This is a genomic window from Aquimarina discodermiae (assembly GCF_040786235.1).
In the GTDB taxonomy this organism is placed as follows: domain Bacteria; phylum Bacteroidota; class Bacteroidia; order Flavobacteriales; family Flavobacteriaceae; genus Aquimarina.
On sequence record NZ_JBFMKP010000003.1, the window covers coordinates 237,275 to 256,213 of the forward strand.

General features: G+C 31.1%; 15 protein-coding genes and 2 pseudogenes. 12 read left to right on the top strand and 5 right to left on the bottom strand.

Features of this window, described 5'->3' with window-relative positions; genetic code table 11:
- The first annotated feature begins 5 nt into the window (after positions 1–5).
- Positions 6–2,930, top strand: coding sequence for a serine hydrolase domain-containing protein (locus tag ABW636_RS03030; RefSeq protein ID WP_367588475.1), 2,925 nt, complete (start codon positions 6–8; stop codon positions 2,928–2,930).
- Between the two features lie 126 nt (positions 2,931–3,056).
- Here ABW636_RS03030 and ABW636_RS03035 read toward each other — a convergent pair whose 3' ends face one another.
- Genes ABW636_RS03035 through ABW636_RS03045 form a run of 3 tightly spaced genes read right to left on the bottom strand, consistent with a single transcriptional unit; the run spans position 3,057 to position 5,044 of the window.
- Positions 3,057–3,593, bottom strand: a complete 537-nt coding sequence (locus ABW636_RS03035) for an RsmD family RNA methyltransferase (RefSeq protein ID WP_367588476.1) — start codon at positions 3,591–3,593, stop codon at positions 3,057–3,059.
- Position 3,594: 1 nt separating this feature from the next.
- Positions 3,595–4,419: a DUF3822 family protein gene (locus tag ABW636_RS03040; protein ID WP_367588477.1), complete on the bottom strand. Its 825-nt coding sequence runs from the start codon at positions 4,417–4,419 to the stop codon at positions 3,595–3,597.
- On the bottom strand, positions 4,400–5,044 hold the full coding sequence (locus ABW636_RS03045; protein ID WP_367588478.1) for a hypothetical protein: 645 nt from the start codon (positions 5,042–5,044) through the stop codon (positions 4,400–4,402). Before ABW636_RS03045 ends, ABW636_RS03040 begins: the two co-directional genes overlap by 20 nt.
- Before the next feature lie 136 nt (positions 5,045–5,180).
- On the opposite strand from ABW636_RS03045, the gene ABW636_RS03050 reads away from it, so the two are divergent.
- From ABW636_RS03050 to ABW636_RS03065, 4 genes and pseudogenes are all read left to right on the top strand, one after another.
- A complete protein-coding gene (locus tag ABW636_RS03050) occupies positions 5,181–6,608 on the top strand; it encodes an ATP-dependent DNA helicase (RefSeq protein ID WP_367588479.1) in 1,428 nt (475 codons plus the stop codon).
- Between the two features lie 168 nt (positions 6,609–6,776).
- Positions 6,777–7,481: pseudogene (gene kdsB, locus ABW636_RS03055) on the top strand (3-deoxy-manno-octulosonate cytidylyltransferase); the annotation flags it as partial.
- Positions 7,482–7,559: 78 nt separating this feature from the next.
- On the top strand, positions 7,560–8,621 hold the full coding sequence (locus ABW636_RS03060; RefSeq protein ID WP_445012676.1) for an iron-containing alcohol dehydrogenase family protein: 1,062 nt from the start codon (positions 7,560–7,562) through the stop codon (positions 8,619–8,621).
- 83 nt (positions 8,622–8,704) lie between these two features.
- Positions 8,705–9,262, top strand: coding sequence for a 1-acyl-sn-glycerol-3-phosphate acyltransferase (locus tag ABW636_RS03065; RefSeq protein ID WP_367588480.1), 558 nt, complete (start codon positions 8,705–8,707; stop codon positions 9,260–9,262).
- Here the strand turns inward: ABW636_RS03065 and ABW636_RS03070 are convergent.
- A complete protein-coding gene (locus ABW636_RS03070; RefSeq protein ID WP_367588481.1) occupies positions 9,259–9,699 on the bottom strand; it encodes a hypothetical protein in 441 nt (146 codons plus the stop codon). The genes ABW636_RS03065 and ABW636_RS03070 overlap by 4 nt on opposite strands.
- Before the next feature lie 341 nt (positions 9,700–10,040).
- On the opposite strand from ABW636_RS03070, the pseudogene ABW636_RS03075 reads away from it, so the two are divergent.
- The 3 genes and pseudogenes from ABW636_RS03075 to ABW636_RS03085 all read left to right on the top strand — a co-directional run bounded on the left by ABW636_RS03075 (position 10,041) and on the right by ABW636_RS03085 (position 11,873).
- Positions 10,041–10,711 (top strand): annotated as a pseudogene (locus ABW636_RS03075) (IS1595 family transposase).
- A 244-nt stretch (positions 10,712–10,955) separates the two neighbouring features.
- Positions 10,956–11,402: an N-acetylmuramoyl-L-alanine amidase gene (locus tag ABW636_RS03080; RefSeq protein WP_367588482.1), complete on the top strand. Its 447-nt coding sequence runs from the start codon at positions 10,956–10,958 to the stop codon at positions 11,400–11,402.
- Positions 11,403–11,615: 213 nt separating this feature from the next.
- Positions 11,616–11,873 (top strand): hypothetical protein, encoded by a 258-nt coding sequence (locus ABW636_RS03085; RefSeq protein WP_367588483.1) that lies wholly within the window; start codon positions 11,616–11,618, stop codon positions 11,871–11,873.
- Positions 11,874–12,062: 189 nt separating this feature from the next.
- Here ABW636_RS03085 and ABW636_RS03090 read toward each other — a convergent pair whose 3' ends face one another.
- Positions 12,063–14,069: a serine hydrolase gene (locus ABW636_RS03090; protein ID WP_367588484.1), complete on the bottom strand. Its 2,007-nt coding sequence runs from the start codon at positions 14,067–14,069 to the stop codon at positions 12,063–12,065.
- 501 nt (positions 14,070–14,570) lie between these two features.
- Here ABW636_RS03090 and ABW636_RS03095 point away from each other — a divergent pair.
- The 4 genes from ABW636_RS03095 (at position 14,571) to ABW636_RS03110 (ending at position 18,438) form a co-directional block, all read left to right on the top strand.
- Entirely contained in the window at positions 14,571–15,566 is a 996-nt protein-coding gene (locus tag ABW636_RS03095) for a hypothetical protein (protein ID WP_367588485.1), read from the top strand.
- A gap of 492 nt (positions 15,567–16,058) precedes the next feature.
- Positions 16,059–17,087 carry a serine hydrolase domain-containing protein gene (locus tag ABW636_RS03100; RefSeq protein ID WP_367588486.1) on the top strand — a complete coding sequence of 343 codons (1,029 nt, stop codon included), beginning with the start codon at positions 16,059–16,061 and terminating at the stop codon, positions 17,085–17,087.
- 373 nt (positions 17,088–17,460) lie between these two features.
- Positions 17,461–17,913, top strand: coding sequence for a DUF6326 family protein (locus tag ABW636_RS03105; RefSeq protein ID WP_367588487.1), 453 nt, complete (start codon positions 17,461–17,463; stop codon positions 17,911–17,913).
- Between the two features lie 138 nt (positions 17,914–18,051).
- Positions 18,052–18,438 (top strand): hypothetical protein, encoded by a 387-nt coding sequence (locus tag ABW636_RS03110; protein WP_367588488.1) that lies wholly within the window; start codon positions 18,052–18,054, stop codon positions 18,436–18,438.
- Positions 18,439–18,939: the final 501 nt, after the last annotated feature.

Sequence of the window (18,939 nt, forward strand, 5' to 3'; positions counted from 1 at the left end):
TTTTTGTGTGGCATATCGATAAAAACTATATTCTTTTCATAATTTTTGTTGTTTCTTTTAAGCTTTATTCGCAAGTAGAAAGTCCTTTGTTAGCAAAAGACTCTCAAGCTCAAAAGATGTGGGTGGATAGTGTCTACAATAAAATGACACTTAAGGAAAAAGTAGGTCAATTGTTCATGGTAAATATATCTTCTTCTGACCAGATCAGAGAAACAGATAGATTAAAACAATTGATTAATGATTTTTATATAGGGGGTATTATTTTCTCTAAAGGAGGACCAAAGCGACAGGCAAAATTAACAAACGATTATCAAGAATTGTCAAAAGTGCCATTGCTTATTGGGATGGATGCAGAATGGGGGTTAGGTATGAGATTGGATTCTACACAAGTTTTCCCTTGGAATATGGCTTTGGGTGCAATTCAAAACGATACCTTAATAGAAAAAACTGGGAGACAAATAGCTAAACATTGTAAACGATTAGGCGTGCATATTAATTTTGCCCCTGTAGTCGATATAAATACTAATCCTAATAATCCTATTATTGGTAATCGATCCTTTGGCGAGGAAAGAGAAAATGTAACTCGTAAAGCATTGGCCTTTATGAAGGGAATGCAGAAGGAAGGTGTATTAGCAAGCGCAAAACATTTTCCTGGACATGGAGATACAGATAGTGACTCTCATATAACGTTACCAACTATTGGATTCGATGCCAAAAGAATTGATAGCATCGAATTGTATCCATATAAAAAATTAATTAAAGAAGGATTGCCAAGCATCATGGTAGCTCACCTAAATGTGCCTGCTCTTGAACCTAGATCAAATCACCCTTCTTCTCTTTCAAAAAATATTGTTGCTACAATTTTAAGAGACAGTTTGCAATTTAATGGTTTGGTAATTACAGATGCTCTTAATATGAAAGGTGTGTCAGATTTTGAAGCTCCTGGTGATATTGATTTGGCTGCATTTGTAGCAGGAAATGACATGCTGTTAATGTCTGAAGATGTGCCATTGGCTTCTCAAAAAATAATATCTGCTTATTATGCTGGAGCAATAAACGAAGAACGATTGTCATATTCAGTAAAAAAAATATTGTACGCAAAATACAAGGTTGGTCTTTATGATTATGCTCCAATCGATACTCATTTTATTGAAGAAGAGTTGAATAGTGCTAAGAATGAAGTTTTAAATCACGAATTGGTAGAAAATTCGCTAACAATAATAAAGAATAGTAGAGCATCTTTACCAATTAAAAACTTGGATTTAAAGAAAATTGCATATGTTTCGTTTGGTGATGATTCTGGAGAAACGTTTTATAATGAACTTAATAAGTATGCACAAGTAGATTGGGTAAAAGCTAGTCTGCTTAATGAAATGATAGATAAGCTAAAAGATTATAATTATGTAATCGTGGGCTTTCATAAAGCTAATGATTCTCCATGGGAGAAATATAAATTTAAAGATAAAGAGTTGGTTTGGTTATATGAAATAGCAAGAATGAATACCACAATTCTTAATGTGTTTACAAAGCCTTATGCAATTTCTGATATGATTTCGACCACTAATTTTGAAGGGATTTTGGTGGCTTATCAAAACAGTAAAATAGCTCAGGAAAAATCGGCTCAATTACTTTTTGGAGCGATTCCCTCTAGGGGGAAGTTACCGGTAAGTGTTTCTGATGATTTTCCTGTTGGAGTAGGTGAAGAAACGAGATCCTTAAAAAGACTATCATACGGAGTTCCGGAAAGTGTTGGTGTAAATTCACATAAACTTGCCAAAATAGATTCTATTGTTGCTGTTGCAATACAAGAAAGAATGACGCCAGGAGTACAACTAATCGTTGCTAGAAAAGGAAAAGTAATTTTTCATAAAAATTATGGATACCATTCGTATGAAAAAACTAGAAAGGTAAAAAATACAGATATTTATGATTTAGCATCGTTAACAAAGATATTAGCAACCCTGCCTCTTTTAATAGAGTTGAAAGATAAGGGGATTGTAGCCTTAGATACTAAGGTGGGGGATATGTTGCCTTCTTTCAAAGGTTCTAATAAAGAGGACATAACAATAAAATCAATGCTTTCTCATTATGCAAGATTAAGAGCGTGGATACCTTTTTATGTGCATACTATGGACTCTGTAACACAAAAACCAGATTATAAGTATTATAGAACCAGTAAGTCAGAAAATTTTGGCTTGCAGGTGACCAAAAACTTATATTTCCGCAACGATATGAAGGATTCGTTGTTAATTAAAATAAGGGATAGTAAACTACGAAAAAGACTTAGTTATAAATATAGTGATCTTCCTTATTACCTTTTAAAATCCTATATAGAAGATTATTATGGAAATTCGCTAAATGACTTAACTCAACAACATATTTACAAACCATTAGGAGCAAATAATACCTCTTATGTGCCATTGTCTAAATTTAAAAGAAAAAGAATTGTCCCAACAGAGAATGATATGATTTACAGGGGTGAGCTAATTCATGGGTATGTGCATGATCAGGGGGCTGCAATGTTAGGTGGTGTTGGCGGTCATGCTGGACTGTTTGCTAATGCAAATGATGTTACCAAAATTATGCAAATGTATCTTAATGGAGGTTATTATGGCGGTAAACAGTACTTTAGTAAGCAAACATTAGAAGAGTTCAATACTTGTTATTATTGTGATAGAGATGTTCGGCGAGGAATAGGTTTTGACAAACCGCAATTAGGAACTGTAGGTCCAACCTGTGGATGTATATCTATGACTAGTTTTGGACATAGTGGTTTTACAGGAACATTTACCTGGGCTGATCCTGAAGAAGAAATTATATACGTATTTTTAAGTAATCGTATTCATCCTAATGCTGCCAATAGAAAATTAATATCTAATGATATTAGATCTGAAATCCAAAGGGTTATTTATGAGGCTATAGACTATTAGGACCAAATGAAAGTTTTTTGTTTCTGCAAACAAACTAAATATAAACGTGATATAAGCTTTTTAAAAACTATCGTTTCGACAAATTACTATTTAAACAACCAAAAAGATTATCTATAGGGGTGTGGATTATTTTTCAAAAAAACTAAAAACAGATCCTCCATATTTTCTAGAATGACTAAAATGAACAGAGTTTTCTAGGGAAGTATGTTTTGAGTGTTCTATTATAAGAATTCCGCCTGGGTTTAATAATTCATTTTCAAAAACTAACGTTGCTATTTTTTCAAATTGATCTACGGTGAAATCATAAGGAGGATCTGCAAAAATTATATCTGCTTTGCGCTTTACCTTTTCTAAATAACTGTATACATCACTTTTTATGGTTTCGATAGGGGCTTCAAGTTCTCTGGCAATCGTTTTTATGTATGAAAGACATGCATAATGAGAATCTACAGAAGTAATTGATTTTGTTCCTCTTGAAATAAATTCATAACTAATATTTCCTGTTCCGGCAAACAAGTCGATGACAGATATATTCGAGAAGTTGTATTGATTTCTTAAAATGTTAAAAAGCCCTTCTTTTGCCATATCGGTTGTGGGTCTAACGGGCAGTTTTTTTGGAGCTGTAAGCCTTTTTCCTTTATATTTTCCTGAAATAATTCGCATATTAAAAATGACTACTTAGTAAAACAAAATGTTTGTGAGGGCTGAGTAAAGCGACATCTGTACCTAATTTTATGTTGTTCATGTTTTCTCCAAAACTTATGTTTCTAACATAAGTGTAAGCGATTTTGTAAAGAGCACTTTCTTTAGAGAGGTTTCCTGTGAAAATAAGTTCAAATTCTTCTGGGTTAAGTTGTAATTGCTCTGTGGTAAATAAAAGATAGTATAGAAAATCTTCTTTGGAATGGTAGGCATATGTATTGCATAAAACTAAATTTCCGTTAGTAATTATAGCAAGATCAAAGGAGGTGTCATTAATATTTGCAAAAACAGAAGAAGATTTGCTATTTTTTTTTTGAGTCAGTAAAGAGTCAACTAATACGGTGCTTGTGTGTTTGTATGTAAAGGTACCGAAATTATCAAAAAAGAAATTATTGATATTCGTATAAGGAATATAAACGGTAACAATATTGTGTTGCTCAAGCTCGTCAAATGCTATAAAATCATTTTTTAGTACCTTGATATTATATTTTAAATATTCGTTTAGAGACTCTGCGTTAAATAGTGGTTTTGGGACAATGGTGTATAAATCGTTTTGGTATATAACGTTTACTTTGTCAAAGCTCTCTTTTAAATTAATGTTATGGTCAAAAACGTATTTGATTTTATCAAGGATTTGCTCGGGTGTTAATTGTATTCCGAAGCTTTCATGATTGATCGCAGTGATTTGTTGGTCAATCCAAGTACAAAAAGAAAGTCCATTCAAGCCTACCTGAATGGACAATGTCTTTGACGTATTATTAATGGTATTATTGGTCGTTTGCACCATAGGTTCTTGGCCAATTACCAGAGGTCATTACTTCTGTCATAGATCCAACAGATAAGAAAGGTCCATTAACCCCGTCTACAGAAACTACTTCTTTTTCCTGAGCCAATAAATCTTTATCTTGATCATGTAATAAAATATCTTTTGAAATCTTCGCTTCAAAAACTGGAATTCTTAAGTCATTCTTATTTATAAAACCTGCATCCATTTCAAAATTTGCATCAACTCCTTCAATAGGAACTTTTAACATTGTCTTATGGCTTCCTGTTTTAAACAAAGAATCTTTTACAGATGCATATCCTAGAGTATCGATAACAACCGTATCTCTAGGTTCGTCGATCTTAAGTATTTTATTAAAGCTTATAAAGCTAGAATCCCTTCTTTGAGTTAAAGTGAATTTTGCAGTGTCTATAAAAGAAACTAACCGAACAGGGTCTTTGGTGAATTTCCCGGTTATTGATCTGTATGCAAGTTGTGCGGTACGAATATCTCTTAAATTTTCGACAGCTTTAGCATATCTCACTTGTTTTAATTTATTGAACTTTACTGGACCATTAATAGAATTGAATACTAAGTACCCTAAGAACCCTATTACTATCCAAAGAACTAACTGAACAACAATTTTCATTTTACGATTTAGCTTTAAACATTAGTGTATACGCAAATCTACAATTTTTTTTTAATCGTAAAAGTTTATTGCCAAAAAATCATCCCTATCTTTGATTTATTATTATAAGTATGATCAATTTACAGATATAAATTTAATGAAGGAAAAAGAGTTTTATGGATTATTGAAAGAAGATTTTCCTTTTGAACCGACTGTAAAACAGGATGTTGTTTTACAAAAACTATCTCAGTTTGTATTATCTAGAGCAAAAAATGAACTTTTTTTACTTAAAGGATATGCCGGTACAGGAAAAACTACGCTGATAGGAGCCTTGGTTAGAAACCTTGGAAAAGCAAAATTGAACACCGTTCTGTTGGCACCCACGGGACGAGCAGCAAAAGTAATTAGTAATTTTTCTGGGCGACAAGCTCAAACGATTCATAGAAATATCTATTATCCCAAAAAAAACCAAAGTGGAGGACTGGCGTTTCAGTTAAAACAGAATAAATGTAGAAATACTATTTTTATTGTGGATGAAGCTTCAATGATACCAGATACACCAAGTGATAATAAACTTTTTGAAAATGGTTCTCTTTTAGATGACTTAATGATGTATGTCTATTCTGGATACAATTGTAAGATTCTGCTTATTGGGGATACCGCACAATTACCGCCAGTTAAGTTAGAGGTTAGCCCAGCTCTGGATGCTAATAATTTGGAAATTGGTTTTAATACCGAAGTAACACAGATAGAGTTAGATGAAGTGGTAAGGCAAGCAGAAGGAAGTGGGGTGTTAATGAATGCAACCTATATTCGAGAAACACTTAAGGATGGATTTTATGATTCATTTCGTTTTGATATCGCAGGATATCCTGATGTGATAAGACTTGTTGATGGACATGAAATTATGGATGCCTTAAATGACGGTTATATAACTTCTGGTCATGAAGAGTCTGTAATTATTTTGCGTTCTAATAAAAGAGCTAATATTTATAATCAACAAATTCGTTCAAGAATTCTTTTTCAGGAGGAGGAGTTATCTACAGGAGATTATCTTATGGTAGTCAAGAATAATTATTATTGGTTGGATACAAAAAGTGAAGCAGGCTTTATTGCTAATGGAGATATTATTAAAGTACTTGAAATTTTTTCAGTAAAAGAATTGTACGGTTTTAAGTTTGCAATTGTAAATGTAGCTATGGTAGATTATCCAAATCAAAAACCTTTTGAAACAGTATTGTTATTAGATACTTTAACTTCTGAAACTCCCTCTTTATCATACGAAGAGTCAAATAAATTGTATCAAGAAGTTATGAAGGATTTTGAGGATGAAAAATCAAAATATAAACGTTTTTTAGGCGTTAAAAACAATAGATTCTTTAATAGCTTACAAGTAAAGTTTTCATATGCTATTACTTGTCATAAATCTCAAGGCGGTCAGTGGGATAATGTGTTTGTAGAACAACCTTACCTCGCAGAAGGTATCACCAAAGATTATTTAAGATGGTTGTATACAGCCATTACGAGAACAAAAAAGAAATTATTTCTTATTGGATTTAAAGACGATTTCTTCGCAGAAAATTAATTGTTTTAATTGTTTTAATTGTTTTTCAAGTTTTGTTTTATGACTTTTTTAAGAAATATATATGAAACTAAATTAATTTTGAATAACAAAAATTGATTTAAAAAAGTTAATTTTGCAAATTAAGAAAAGCAATACATTTTGAACAAAAATACTCTAAAAACTATCGCAATGATTCCTGCGAGGTACGCTGCCACGCGTTTTCCTGGTAAGCTAATGCAAGATCTTGAAGGAAAAAGTGTAATTAGAAGAACTTACGAAGCCGCTGTTAATTCTGGACTTTTTGAAGAAGTATATGTTGTTACGGATAGTGACATTATTTATGATGAAATTACTTCTCATGGAGGAGTAGCTATTATGAGTAAAAAAGAGCATAGTTGCGGAAGCGACCGAATTGCTGAAGCGGTAGAAGATATGGATGTCGATATCGTGGTAAACGTGCAAGGTGATGAACCGTTTACCGATCGAGAAAGCTTAGAAAAAGTACTAAGTGTTTTTTATAAAGAAGATTCTGATAAAATAGATTTGGCAAGCCTAATGACACCCATGGAAGACTGGGATGATATTATGAATCCAAATAGTGTAAAAGTTATTGTAGATGAAAATAATTATGCACTGTATTTTTCAAGAGCGCCAATTCCATATCCTAGAGATAAAGAAACAAATCACACATATTATAAGCATAAAGGAGTTTATGCCTTTAGAAAGCAAGCGATTTTAGATTTTTATAATTTACCCATGAAGTCGTTAGAAGCTTCTGAAAAAATTGAGTGTATTCGATATCTGGAATATGGGAAAAACATAAAAATGATAGAAACTAAACATGAGGGAGTAGAGATTGATACTCCCGAAGATTTAGAAAGAGCAAAAAAAATAATAAATAAAGAAAGCCAATTGAATATACAAGCCACACCTTCTATACCTACTCCAGTTTCGACTTTTAAGAATTTTCCAATGGTTCCAAAAGTGGTTTTCGGGGTTGGGGCTTTTAATCAGATTAGTCAAATTGTTTCTCCGCAACGAAATGGTGTTGCTCCGTTTATATATTTGATCGATGAAGTTTTTGAAAATAATAAATCTTTTATCGAAAACAGGATTCCTTTGGCATATACAGACGAGATAGTTTATATCTCAACAGCAGAAGAGCCTAAGACCTCTCAAGTAGATGAAATTGTATCAGATATTAAAAATAAATGTCAATATACTCCTAGTGGTATTATTGGCATCGGTGGTGGGTCGATATTAGATTTGGCAAAAGCTGTTTCTATTATGTTAACTAACCCAGGAAGTGCAACAGAGTATCAAGGATGGGATTTAGTAAACAATAAAGCCGTGTATCATGTAGGAGTTCCAACAATTTCTGGAACTGGAGCAGAAGTTTCGCGAACAACCGTATTAACAGGTCCTGAACGTAAATTAGGAATTAATTCTGATTTTACACCTTTTGATCAGGTAATACTTGATCCAGAATTAATTAAAGATGTTCCAAAAGATCAATGGTTCTATACAGGGATGGATTGTTATATTCATTGCGTAGAATCATTAAACGGTACGTATCTTAATGCTTTTAGCCAAAGTTATGGAGAAAAAGCTTTAGATCTATGTGAAGAAATATTTTTAGAAAACTCACTTAGTAAAGAAGAGGCAGACGCAAAACTAATGATGGCATCATGGCATGGAGGGATGAGTATTGCATACTCTCAAGTGGGGGTTGCTCACGCAATGAGTTATGGACTTGCCTATGTTTTAGGAACAAAACATGGTGTTGGAAATTGTATTGTGTTTGATAAATTAGAAAAGTATTATCCAGAAGGAGTTGCTACTTTTAAGAAGATGAAAGAATATCATAACATTACTATACCAAAAGGAGTATGTGCAAACGTTACAGAAGATCAATTAAATGTAATGACTAGAGTTGCGTTAAGTTTAGAACCTCTTTGGGAAAATGCACTTGGATCTGATTGGAAATCGAAAATAAATGCCGATAAGTTAAAAGAAATTTATCGATCGCTGTAATTGTTTGATTTTTAATTTACTAAATAAGTGTTAGTTTTGTTAAATCTTTTAACAAAACTAACACTTATTTTTATCATAAGCCTATGAAACGTTTTGCAGCCTTTATATATCATAACCTTTTAGGGTGGAAAATGATTGGAGATTTTAATGCAGATTCTGTAAAAAAGTGTGTAATCGTTGTTGTGCCTCATACTAGTTGGCACGATTTCTACATTGGGTTGTTAATTCGTAAATTGGCGAATATTAAGATTAGTTTTTTAGCAAAAAAAGAACTTTTTAAATGGCCATTAGGATGGTATATGAGAAAAGTTGGAGGAATTTCTTTGGATAGAACTTCGGGGCAAAATAAAGTTGAAGCAATAGCTGAATTGTTTCACAAACGAAACGAATTAAGGCTAGCGCTGGCTCCAGAAGGGACTAGAAAAAAGGTAGAAGATTGGAAAACTGGTTTCTACCATATAGCAAAAACGGCAGAAGTTCCTATAATCATGGTAACATTTGATTTTGGTAAAAAACAAAACCTTATCTCGGCGCCTTTCTATCCATCCAATGATATCGAAAAAGATCTAAAGTTTATGTATGATTTTTTTAAAGATGTTAAAGGAAAAATAGCAGAAAATAGTTTCCAACCGAAAAATTAAAATTTTAGAACTTTCCTTTCTTCTATTTCTTTAGAAGGTTCTTCTGTTTTATTTCCAGTTCCAAAAAGTAAAGGAGTACTAGAGAAGGTAGTGCCAAAGTTTTTTGCTGCTAAGTGTACCTGCGAAATAGCATCCTCTACCTGTTGATTCGAAAGTTCTTTTAAAGGATGTATATAAACAGACCAAAGAACGCCGTTAGAAATAGCATATTTAACATCTAATGCCGAATGAAAATTAGCGGTCATGCTATCTAGTAATAAATCCTTGTCCAATTGTGTCGTCTCTACAACGGGAGTGATAATTCTCATTCTGTTATTTGTTTCATCAGTAATACATAACATTAGAGTCTCTTTGTAAATAAATTTCCAATTACCAGTTACTCCATTTATGGTATCTGCTTTTTTATGAATGATATCTTTCAAAGTACTATTATCCATGTTTTGAGCGTATAATAGACTTGTGAATAAAAATAGAAAAAGAATGCTTAGATGTTTCATGATTAATATTTGAATTATAGTCGAAATAAGTATTTAAACATGACAAATTTTTGAATGATTTGTTGTTATAGAAAAAGAATGGCTTATCGTATTTAAACTTTTATAAATAACAAACAATATGATAGTATGTAAACGTTAATGTAGTCTTTAATAATAAAAAGTGTGGTTTTGCCGTATCCTACTATTATGGTAATCCACTTAATTTTATAGTTAAAAGTTTATGAATATCCGTAATTACTAATAATTATATAAAAAGCTTTATTTTATCTAAAAACGATACTATGAATATTTTCATTTTTACCGCTCATTTTGATAGAGAAGAAGCTTGTCGTCTTCATTTTAAAGAAGAAAGAGATAAGATTGGAGTGAAATGTTAACGCTGTGATCATAATGAGCATTATTGGATAAAAGCTGTTTGGAGTTATGAATGTAAATCTTGCCGAGGTCTATTTTACGGTTGAATCTTCTGAAATAGAGTAACAAAAAGGTAAAAGAGTTCGTGGTGCAGTAGGAAAACAAAATGTAATGATTATGGCAGAATCAATTCCTTTGGAAGATCCTAAAACTGGTAAAAAAGATCGCCAATGTCGTTATTTTAAAGCTAAAGTACTTACAGATCATAAGGCTGAAGGTGTAAATGATACTCTCAAAGAATCCTTATAATGAACAAAGTATTGTTTTTACTGATAAAAGCAACTCATATGTTGATATTGCAGATTTGGTAGAGCTCCATATTAGTAAAAAATCAGATAAAAATATTACTAAAGATACTTTGAAATGGGTACATATAACTATAAGTAATGCCAAACGAAATTTATTAGGAAACTATCACAAAATAAAGAGAAATACCTACAGCTTTACCCAAACGAATTTGTTTATAAACTTAATAGAAAGATATTTTGAAGAAAAACTATTCGATAGGCTGGTAATAACAGGAATTACTGGATTATGAGTGAAAACGGATATTCAATTTTATTATAAATAGTAAAACAAGATGCATAAAAATGGGCTCAAATTTATGCGATTGAAATACTAGATTAAGACTTGTATTCGCCTAAAAGAAAACATAAAGAAAATAGAATGCGAATCACAATTAAAACGTAGAAGTAATCAATTAGATATCTAACAAAAGTTCTTTAAAAAAAAGGCAAAAAGTATCAAGAAATATTTAATTTTAGAAGATAGATACATATCATATGAAAATAGAGAAAATATTCATTCATTGTACAGCAACTATCGAAGGTCAAGACCTTGGTGCAAAAGATATTGATCGTTGGCATCGACAAAAAGGTTGGAATGGGATAGGATATCATTATGTTGTAAAGCTTGATGGTTCTGTAGAGAAAGGGAGACCCGATAATGTTATGGGAGCACACGTTAGAGGATATAATAGAAACTCATTGGGTGTTACCTATGTCGGTGGACTTAATACACTTAAGGCACCTGCTGATACCAGAACTGACGCTCAAAAGGAGGCATTGCTTAAACTTCTTAAAGAGCTAAAACAGAAACATCCTCGAGCAACTATATTGGGACATAGAGATGTTAGTAAAGACAGGAATAATAATGGTATAATAGAGCCTTTCGAGTGGATGAAACATTGCCCTTGTTTTGATGCGATTCCTGAGTACAAGCATATTTAAGAACAAGATTTTATACAATACTTTATTTTCTGATGTAAGAGAAAATAGATACGATTTTGAAGGTGCAACTATTAATTTAGAACTAATAAATATGTTGCCATGATACGTATAATTCATTACTATAGTTTCGGTAATCTAAAATATTTTGGTATTATTGAATAGTAATAATAAATGTTATTTCTCCGTTATATTATCGTAAACCCGTCAAAATCAATGAAAATAAATCAATCCCTTATTAAGGAACATATAGAAAAATCCTTTGATAAAGGATATATTGAAATTGTAGATCACAGAAATAATACACTTATTTTAAATAATGGTTCTTTTGAATTTAATGGTTGTGTACAACCAAAATCTAAAGCAAGTATAGAATCAATTTTTTTAGAAGCGTTTAAATTAACTCGATCCATTAAGTTAAATGATCAACGATACATAAGAGAGCTAAATAAATGGTATTTAAAAAATAGATAATTTTTTATTAAAGTTTTGATGGGGTCTAAATGATTATCGATCTTATTTTTTATAGTTGTCGTTTTTATAAAACGTTATAAAGCAAATAACCTCATTCTATAAATATTTATAGAATGAGGTTATTTGCTATTATGTATTTATTCTGTAATTTTTAAAAACTACCAAACCGTATAGGACATAGTTAGTTTACTACTTTATTTTTTTAAAGTAAAGATTTCGAACACGACCGTTAGAGACTTTACAGCCAGTAATTTTCTGATTAGCATCTCTGATAAATTCTACTTGCCTAAACATCCAGCTAGAACCTCCAAATTTATCTTTTCCCGTTGGGTTTAACTTAAAATCATTTAGTTTACGGTGTTTTACAACAAGATTGGTATCTTCAACAATAAAAGTATAGGTGGTAGAAAGTTCTTGACTAAAGTAAGTTCCAGAAAAATCATTTAGATTTACAACAGTCTTGTCAAATTCTTTTAATCGATTTGCATCTAGTATTTGTCCACCCTGATAAAGTTTTAGCAGTTTAATAGTATCTCCTTCGTTAGGTATGAACTCTATTTTTGCTTCAACTCCTACGATCTTAAATTCTGTTGTTGATAGGGGCATTAATGAAAAAGCTGATTGCCCTGTTGCCTGACCGGTTAATTGACCATCTTTTTTACTAATATTGATGTTGAACCCTGGCTTTAGTTCAAAATTTCCAATATAAGTGTCTAATATGCTCTGATCAATATCTACAATAGAAGAAGTATTTTCTTTTTTAGGTATTTCTTTTTTGATATTGGTTTTGAGTTTATCTTTTAGATAAATATCGGCTATTTTATGTGCTATTCGATTAGGGTTAAAACTAGCCGAATTACTAAGAATCATTACCGAGAAATTTTCCTCGGGAAAACGAGCCAGATAAGAACGATATCCTGCATCTGCTCCTCCGTGTTGTATTTCTTTTATTCCTTTGTATTCGGTTACAAATTGCCCTAGCGCTCCTCCAAAAGTTTTTCCGTTATTTAGGGTTGCAGGTGTGTTCATCTTATCAATAATACTGGCATCACCAACTTTTATATTCGAAAAATTCATAGCCCATAAGCCTAAATCTTCAGCAGTAGTAAAAAGACTTGTAGCTCCTACATTCGCATAGTTTAAGACACTTTTTTTATAACCTAAACTATCGGTATGATAGGAGTATGCTCTATTTTTAACAATCTTTTCATGATCGTCATAAAATAGTGTGTTTTCCATTTTTAGAGGTTTAAAAATATTGACATCGGTAAACTTTGCGAAAGACATATCAGTTATCCTCGAAACAACTTCTGCCAAAAGAGTAAAACCAGTATTACAATACACATATTCTTCTCCTGGGTCAAAGTTTAGTTCTTTTTGCTGACTTATTATTTTTAGAATATGCTTCTTGGTAATGACATCATCAATTCTCCAACCTGCCATTCCTAATAAATTCCATTGATCCCTTAACCCACTTGTATGAGAGGCTAAATGTCTTAATGTAATTTTTTTTCCAAAATCAGGTACTTCAGGAATATACTTTCTAATATCATCATCCAAGTTTAATTTTCCCTGCTTTTCTAATAAAAGAATAGAAAAAACAGTAAACTGTTTTGAGATAGAAGCGATATGAAATACAGAAGAAGGTGTAATAGGAATATCATATTCTAAATTAGCCAACCCATAACCATTTTTATGTACAACTACTCCATCTTTAACAATTGCAACAGAGGCTCCAGGTGTATCATTAGTATCCCAGGGGGTAAATATTTCATCGACCTGCTCATTGGGTAAAGTAGCTTTAGGTTTTATTTTTTCGAGAATTAAGTCATAATTACCAGATGGTTCCTTTTGATCATAAGGATATATTTCTATGATATATTTTCCTTTATTACTCGAGGTTATGGCAAATAATTCATACCCATTTTGACCATTAGGACTGTCAAAAACTTCTATTTTTTCATTAAGGACGTTATACGTTGTAATTTTTAGGTCAACGCCTTTTTGTAGTAGTCTAAAAAAAGCAAATTGATCTTTTTCTAGGTTTATATAGTATCGATGTTTTTCGGTTGAATGAATTGTAGAAGAATTTAATTTATCTTTTAAAATTTCTCCTTTTTCAATTTGGGCTTGAAGCATCCCGGTAATGGTTAGTAATACTAGTAGTAATAATCGTTTAATGATGGTTTGATTCATGTATATATTTTTATAGAACAGTTTCTATTACAGGAGTTACATCTGTATAAAATGTTACACTTTTTTAATATAAATTTATCATAATTATTTAGATGTTGCTTTGTAGGGTATTTAAAAATTTATTGGCCTCAAAATCGGTTTAAACTCCTTCCGTTTTAAGTGCAGGGTGGTTTAGTTAAATTAAGGATATAAAAGCCTTCCATTGGTTTATCCTAATGAGTAAAAGGAGTTAAAAAGTAACGTTGTCTTTTTCAATTCATATATAAAGTAAAAAATAAGTTCTAGATCTTCAATAAGTTGAAGATTTAGAACTTATTTACGCTTTCATTTTTACGGATAAATAAAGTTTTGTTGTAGTTTTGAAATGCACAGTATTTAAACCTGATCTGTGTATTTATAACAATAACTTAATAGAAATATTAGCAGAATAAGCAGTTCTAATTAAGGGAAACTTACATGAGTAATTAACCAACAACACTTAATATATTAAAAATCAAAAAAATGAAATTATTAATCAGAGTAATACCAATTATATCAGTACTATTTTTCTATGCATGTAGTTTAGAAGAGCCAGAAGATCCCCAAAGTAATATTAACTCCGAAACATTAGAAAATATTGATGTTGTGACAGACAACATTTTGAAAATTGCTACAAATAATGCTAATCAAACATTAAAGAATGGACAAAAAAGTTCTAGTGAATTCTCCGATTGGTCTGGTAAGGTAACGGTAAAAACTTTTTTTGCAGAAAGTGGTCCTTCATCACATAATAATAATGCCATTGCACATGTAGATCCTGATTATGTTCTTGTAGGTGGTGGCGCATTTACAAATTATAGGGGAGTGGGAGCTCTTTTAACAGAAAGTAGACCAAGTGAAAATCTAACCGATTGGATTGCTAGTTCCAAAGATCATCTTAGAGTTGATTCTCACACACTTACTGTTTATGCTATAGGGTTAAAATTAGAAGGCGTTTCTGCAGATCAATTAAGACAATATATTAAACTTTCTAAACGAACTTCATCTGGACAATCCCATCCAAATACGTTTGCTACCGTTACCAATGGGTATACGCTAATTGGTGGTGGTGCAAAAGTTAATTGGAGTGGTGCTGGTAATCTATTAGTACACTCTTACCCTTCTGGAAGTAGCTGGTACGTAAAAAGTAAGGATCATCTAAGAGGTAATCCGGCTAGTATTACAGCATATGCTATTGGTATAAAAAGAGACATTCCAAATTTTGGTAGATTGAATATAGCTACCAATTCTAACAGGGCGTATGCTAATAATAATCAAGTTGGAGTTTCTACTAGCTTTATTCCAAATGGCTGGGTAGTTACATGCCCTGGAGGAAGAACCTCTTTTAATGGTGTAGGAAGATTACTTACCATGATTAAACCTACTCATAATTCTGTAACAGTTAGATCCAAAGATCATATTCGCCCAGATAGTGGTAATATATGGTCGTACGCCGTAAGAGTCCAAAAAGCGAATTAACAGGAAATTAAAATCATCTAAAAAAACAATTTTTATATTAAGTGTTGTTATATCTTTTATTAATATCAAAAAGAAAAAATACTATAATCAATACCAAATAACCTATAATTATAGGTGTATGTTGCTTGCTTTTTAAGTTTGAGAAAGAACCTTACAACTAGCATGGCATATTAAGTGAATTACAAAATCTTCACCCTAATGCAAATGACTTTAATCCGTTTTTTGTAGTAGAAAATCTATTGTATCTTGTAACTATAACAAATACAGAAGCTTTGCTTCGTTTTTTATTGCCTTAAGTTTTACAAAAAAGTAAAAAATACTATTCAAGTAAATTTTGAATAGTATGGTCTTAATTTTTTAACTAAGAGAGATATAAATTCTATGTCTCCAGTAAGTTTGTCGAAACACTTTTTATAGATTTGATGAAACAAATTAAGAATGCATTATTGAATGTATAGTAGTATATTTTATTTTTCAAAAAAACAGTACTGTATGAAAACAAAATACCTGTTATTGGCATTGTCGTTTCTACTCTTTTCGTGCAAAGAAACCGTAAAAGAGGTACCTGATAAAGCGATTACTTCAGAAATTATCCCACAAGTACAAGATGGTATTTTTTCGACCTTAATTTCAAAAAAAGGAAAAATAGTATTCGAAGAATATTATAATGGAAAATCAAAAGATAGTTTATGTGATGTGCAGTCATTAACCAAAGGACTGATGAGTATTTTTGTTGGTATTGCGATCGACAAACAATACATTACCGATGTAGATGACCCTATAAAAAAGTACTTCCCAGACGAATTCGAAAATTTGACTAACAAAAGTAAAGAAACGATTACGATCAGACATCTTTTAAATCAAACTTCTGGTCTTTCCTGGAAAGGGTATTTAGAGCATGAAGCATGGAAACAAAGTAGTAATCCCGTTTCTTTTGTTTTAGAAAAGAATTTAGAAAATGAGCCAGGTACAGCATATAATTACAATTCTGGAGCTACTCACTTATTATCGGTAATCATTAGCAAAGCGACCAATATGACTACTTTAGAATTTGCAAACGAAACTTTGTTTAAACATTTACATATTGATTTGGTAGATTGGAAAAAAAGAAATGATGGATATTATGATGGTAGTGGATTGGGTCTTAAAATGAAACCAGGAGACTTGATGAAGATTGGTCAATTGCTGGAGAAAAATGGAGTATGGGAAAAAGAACAACTGGTATCAAAAAAATGGATAGAAAAATTGTTTGACATAGATGAAAAATCTGAAACGAAATGGGGATTAAAAAACTCTAAACACGGTTTTTGTTGGTACAAAGCCAACTTCGAAGGAACTGAGATTGAATATGGAATGGGATATGGCGGACAGTTTATCATACTTATTCCTAACAAAGAATTAATTTTTGTTGTCACGCACAATCACGATACTCCAAATGGAATTGAACAACAAATCAAATTTTTAAATAGAAAACTACCAAAATTGATAGCGAAGTACGGTGTATTAGACGTACGAAAATAAATATTTTTTATCCAATTTTGATTAATAAAATTTCACAATTTTTATTAAAAAAATATACATACACTATTTGAATATTCAAATAATGTATGTATACAGAATTTGTTTGTATAATAATAAATAAAACTAACAGAAATCGATAGGGGTTGCTATTAGAATACTTTTATAAATAGGCTTTAATAATATATTTTATAATCAAAATGATAGCGATTTTTTTATAGTATATCAAATGGATTCAAAGTGTTTTTTATAAAAAAAAGGCGTGTTTTGTTAAAAGAAAGGCAACCATTTAAAAACATCTTACGTCTTTATAGCTAGAGGTAATACAACATTAAAATCTAAAATTTCATTTTAATTTTTAAATCAATAGCTTACTATGACAAATACTAGCCCAAAATCTAAAGGACTTATAGATTCTAAAATCGATGTAAAAGTAAAATTAGCTTCATTATGGGCTAGTTTGATGTTTCTATATATTTATTGTGATTTTTTCGATATGATGAGCCCAGGTAATATAGAAAGTAAAATTAACCTTACTACTCCGGTTGGTCCTGTAACCCCTCAACTACTGGTTATATTTTCCTTGATTTTAATTGTACCAACATTAATGATTTGTCTATCGACGCTATTAAAACCGAGAGTAAATAAATGGTTAAATATCATTGTAGCTATTGTATGGTCTTCAATGTCTTTTATTATACTGGTTTGGGATATTATTGATCAAAGCTTACCTTGGTCTGCTTTTTACGATCTGTTTCAATTGATAGAGATTGTTGTATTCTGTATCATTGTTCGTACTGCCTGGAAATGGCCAAAAGTAGAAGCATAATAGATGTTTTAATAACTTAATAATAAGGTTCTGAAATATGCTGAAATATTTGTTCTTAAATAAATGTGCTAATTTTTAAGTAATGAATTGGTAGTTAGTTAATTATTATTTAATAAATAACTTTAAAACAAATGTATTATGGAAGCAAAAGAAATTACGTATGATGAAATGCGTGAAAAAGAAATTCAGAACATACAAAAAGAATCGGAATCCAGTCAACCCTTGTTGGCCTTATCATTGTCTAGCGTAAGTAATAATTGTAAGTGTGATTTTGTTTGGAATACAAATGCCTTTAACACCCTGTATATTGGTTTGAAAACACCTTTTAATTCTAATTCTTCTTGCCAGGTTATGGTAGATACTCAGTATACCAATAGACCCAACAGTCAAGTACCTTATACTATTAAAAATGGAAGGTATTTTAAATTCGAGAATACCTATAATAGTATAACGTCTATATCGATATCTTTTATGATAGGTAAAGGCTTAACACCTGAGTCGATTTTATCTATAGGCGTTATATAATCTTAAATACGATACTGTAAAAAAAGGCTGTCTAAAAACATTTAGACGGTCTTTTTGTTTTAGCTGCGACGTAGTTTTATTCTTTTGACATTGAACTCAATATTCTTTTATTTTCAGGTCTAGTTTTGTTTATTGTTGAGTAAAAAGAATTGATATAAAATATTTATGTATTGAAATCTCACAACAAGAAATTGCAGCAATTTCCCATTATTTAGGTTTGTTTTATGATGTCTAGAAGTTGACTTTATACTAAAGATTGTAACTTATTATATTCATGTCAGTCTGTATAGAATATCATAATAATGATATGATTACATTGTTACAAACCATAATCTAAAAAACACTATCCGCTTCATGAAAAAATTTATGTACTGCATTATTTTTATTGGTCACAAAACTGGTTTAAAACCCTGCACTTTAGTGCAGTTACTTTAGTACTATAAAAATCTATATTTTAGATTTATGGAATCAAAATATAGAAAAAGCTCACATACAGTTAGT

What these genes read in the sequence shown, in the direction of transcription:
- ABW636_RS03100 (WP_367588486.1), top strand. Translation starts at nt 16,059, where the DNA reads ATGAAAACAAAATACCTGTTATTGGCATTGTCGTTTCTACTCTTTTCG.
- ABW636_RS03040 (WP_367588477.1), bottom strand. Translation starts at nt 4,419, where the DNA reads ATGGTGCAAACGACCAATAATACCATTAATAATACGTCAAAGACATTG.
- ABW636_RS03045 (WP_367588478.1), bottom strand. Translation starts at nt 5,044, where the DNA reads ATGAAAATTGTTGTTCAGTTAGTTCTTTGGATAGTAATAGGGTTCTTA.
- ABW636_RS03070 (WP_367588481.1), bottom strand. Translation starts at nt 9,699, where the DNA reads ATGGATAATAGTACTTTGAAAGATATCATTCATAAAAAAGCAGATACC.
- ABW636_RS03065 (WP_367588480.1), top strand. Translation starts at nt 8,705, where the DNA reads ATGAAACGTTTTGCAGCCTTTATATATCATAACCTTTTAGGGTGGAAA.
- ABW636_RS03080 (WP_367588482.1), top strand. Translation starts at nt 10,956, where the DNA reads ATGAAAATAGAGAAAATATTCATTCATTGTACAGCAACTATCGAAGGT.
- ABW636_RS03050 (WP_367588479.1), top strand. Translation starts at nt 5,181, where the DNA reads ATGAAGGAAAAAGAGTTTTATGGATTATTGAAAGAAGATTTTCCTTTT.
- ABW636_RS03110 (WP_367588488.1), top strand. Translation starts at nt 18,052, where the DNA reads ATGGAAGCAAAAGAAATTACGTATGATGAAATGCGTGAAAAAGAAATT.
- ABW636_RS03090 (WP_367588484.1), bottom strand. Translation starts at nt 14,069, where the DNA reads ATGAATCAAACCATCATTAAACGATTATTACTACTAGTATTACTAACC.
- ABW636_RS03095 (WP_367588485.1), top strand. Translation starts at nt 14,571, where the DNA reads ATGAAATTATTAATCAGAGTAATACCAATTATATCAGTACTATTTTTC.
- ABW636_RS03105 (WP_367588487.1), top strand. Translation starts at nt 17,461, where the DNA reads ATGACAAATACTAGCCCAAAATCTAAAGGACTTATAGATTCTAAAATC.
- ABW636_RS03060 (WP_445012676.1), top strand. Translation starts at nt 7,560, where the DNA reads ATGGTTCCAAAAGTGGTTTTCGGGGTTGGGGCTTTTAATCAGATTAGT.
- ABW636_RS03085 (WP_367588483.1), top strand. Translation starts at nt 11,616, where the DNA reads ATGAAAATAAATCAATCCCTTATTAAGGAACATATAGAAAAATCCTTT.
- ABW636_RS03035 (WP_367588476.1), bottom strand. Translation starts at nt 3,593, where the DNA reads ATGCGAATTATTTCAGGAAAATATAAAGGAAAAAGGCTTACAGCTCCA.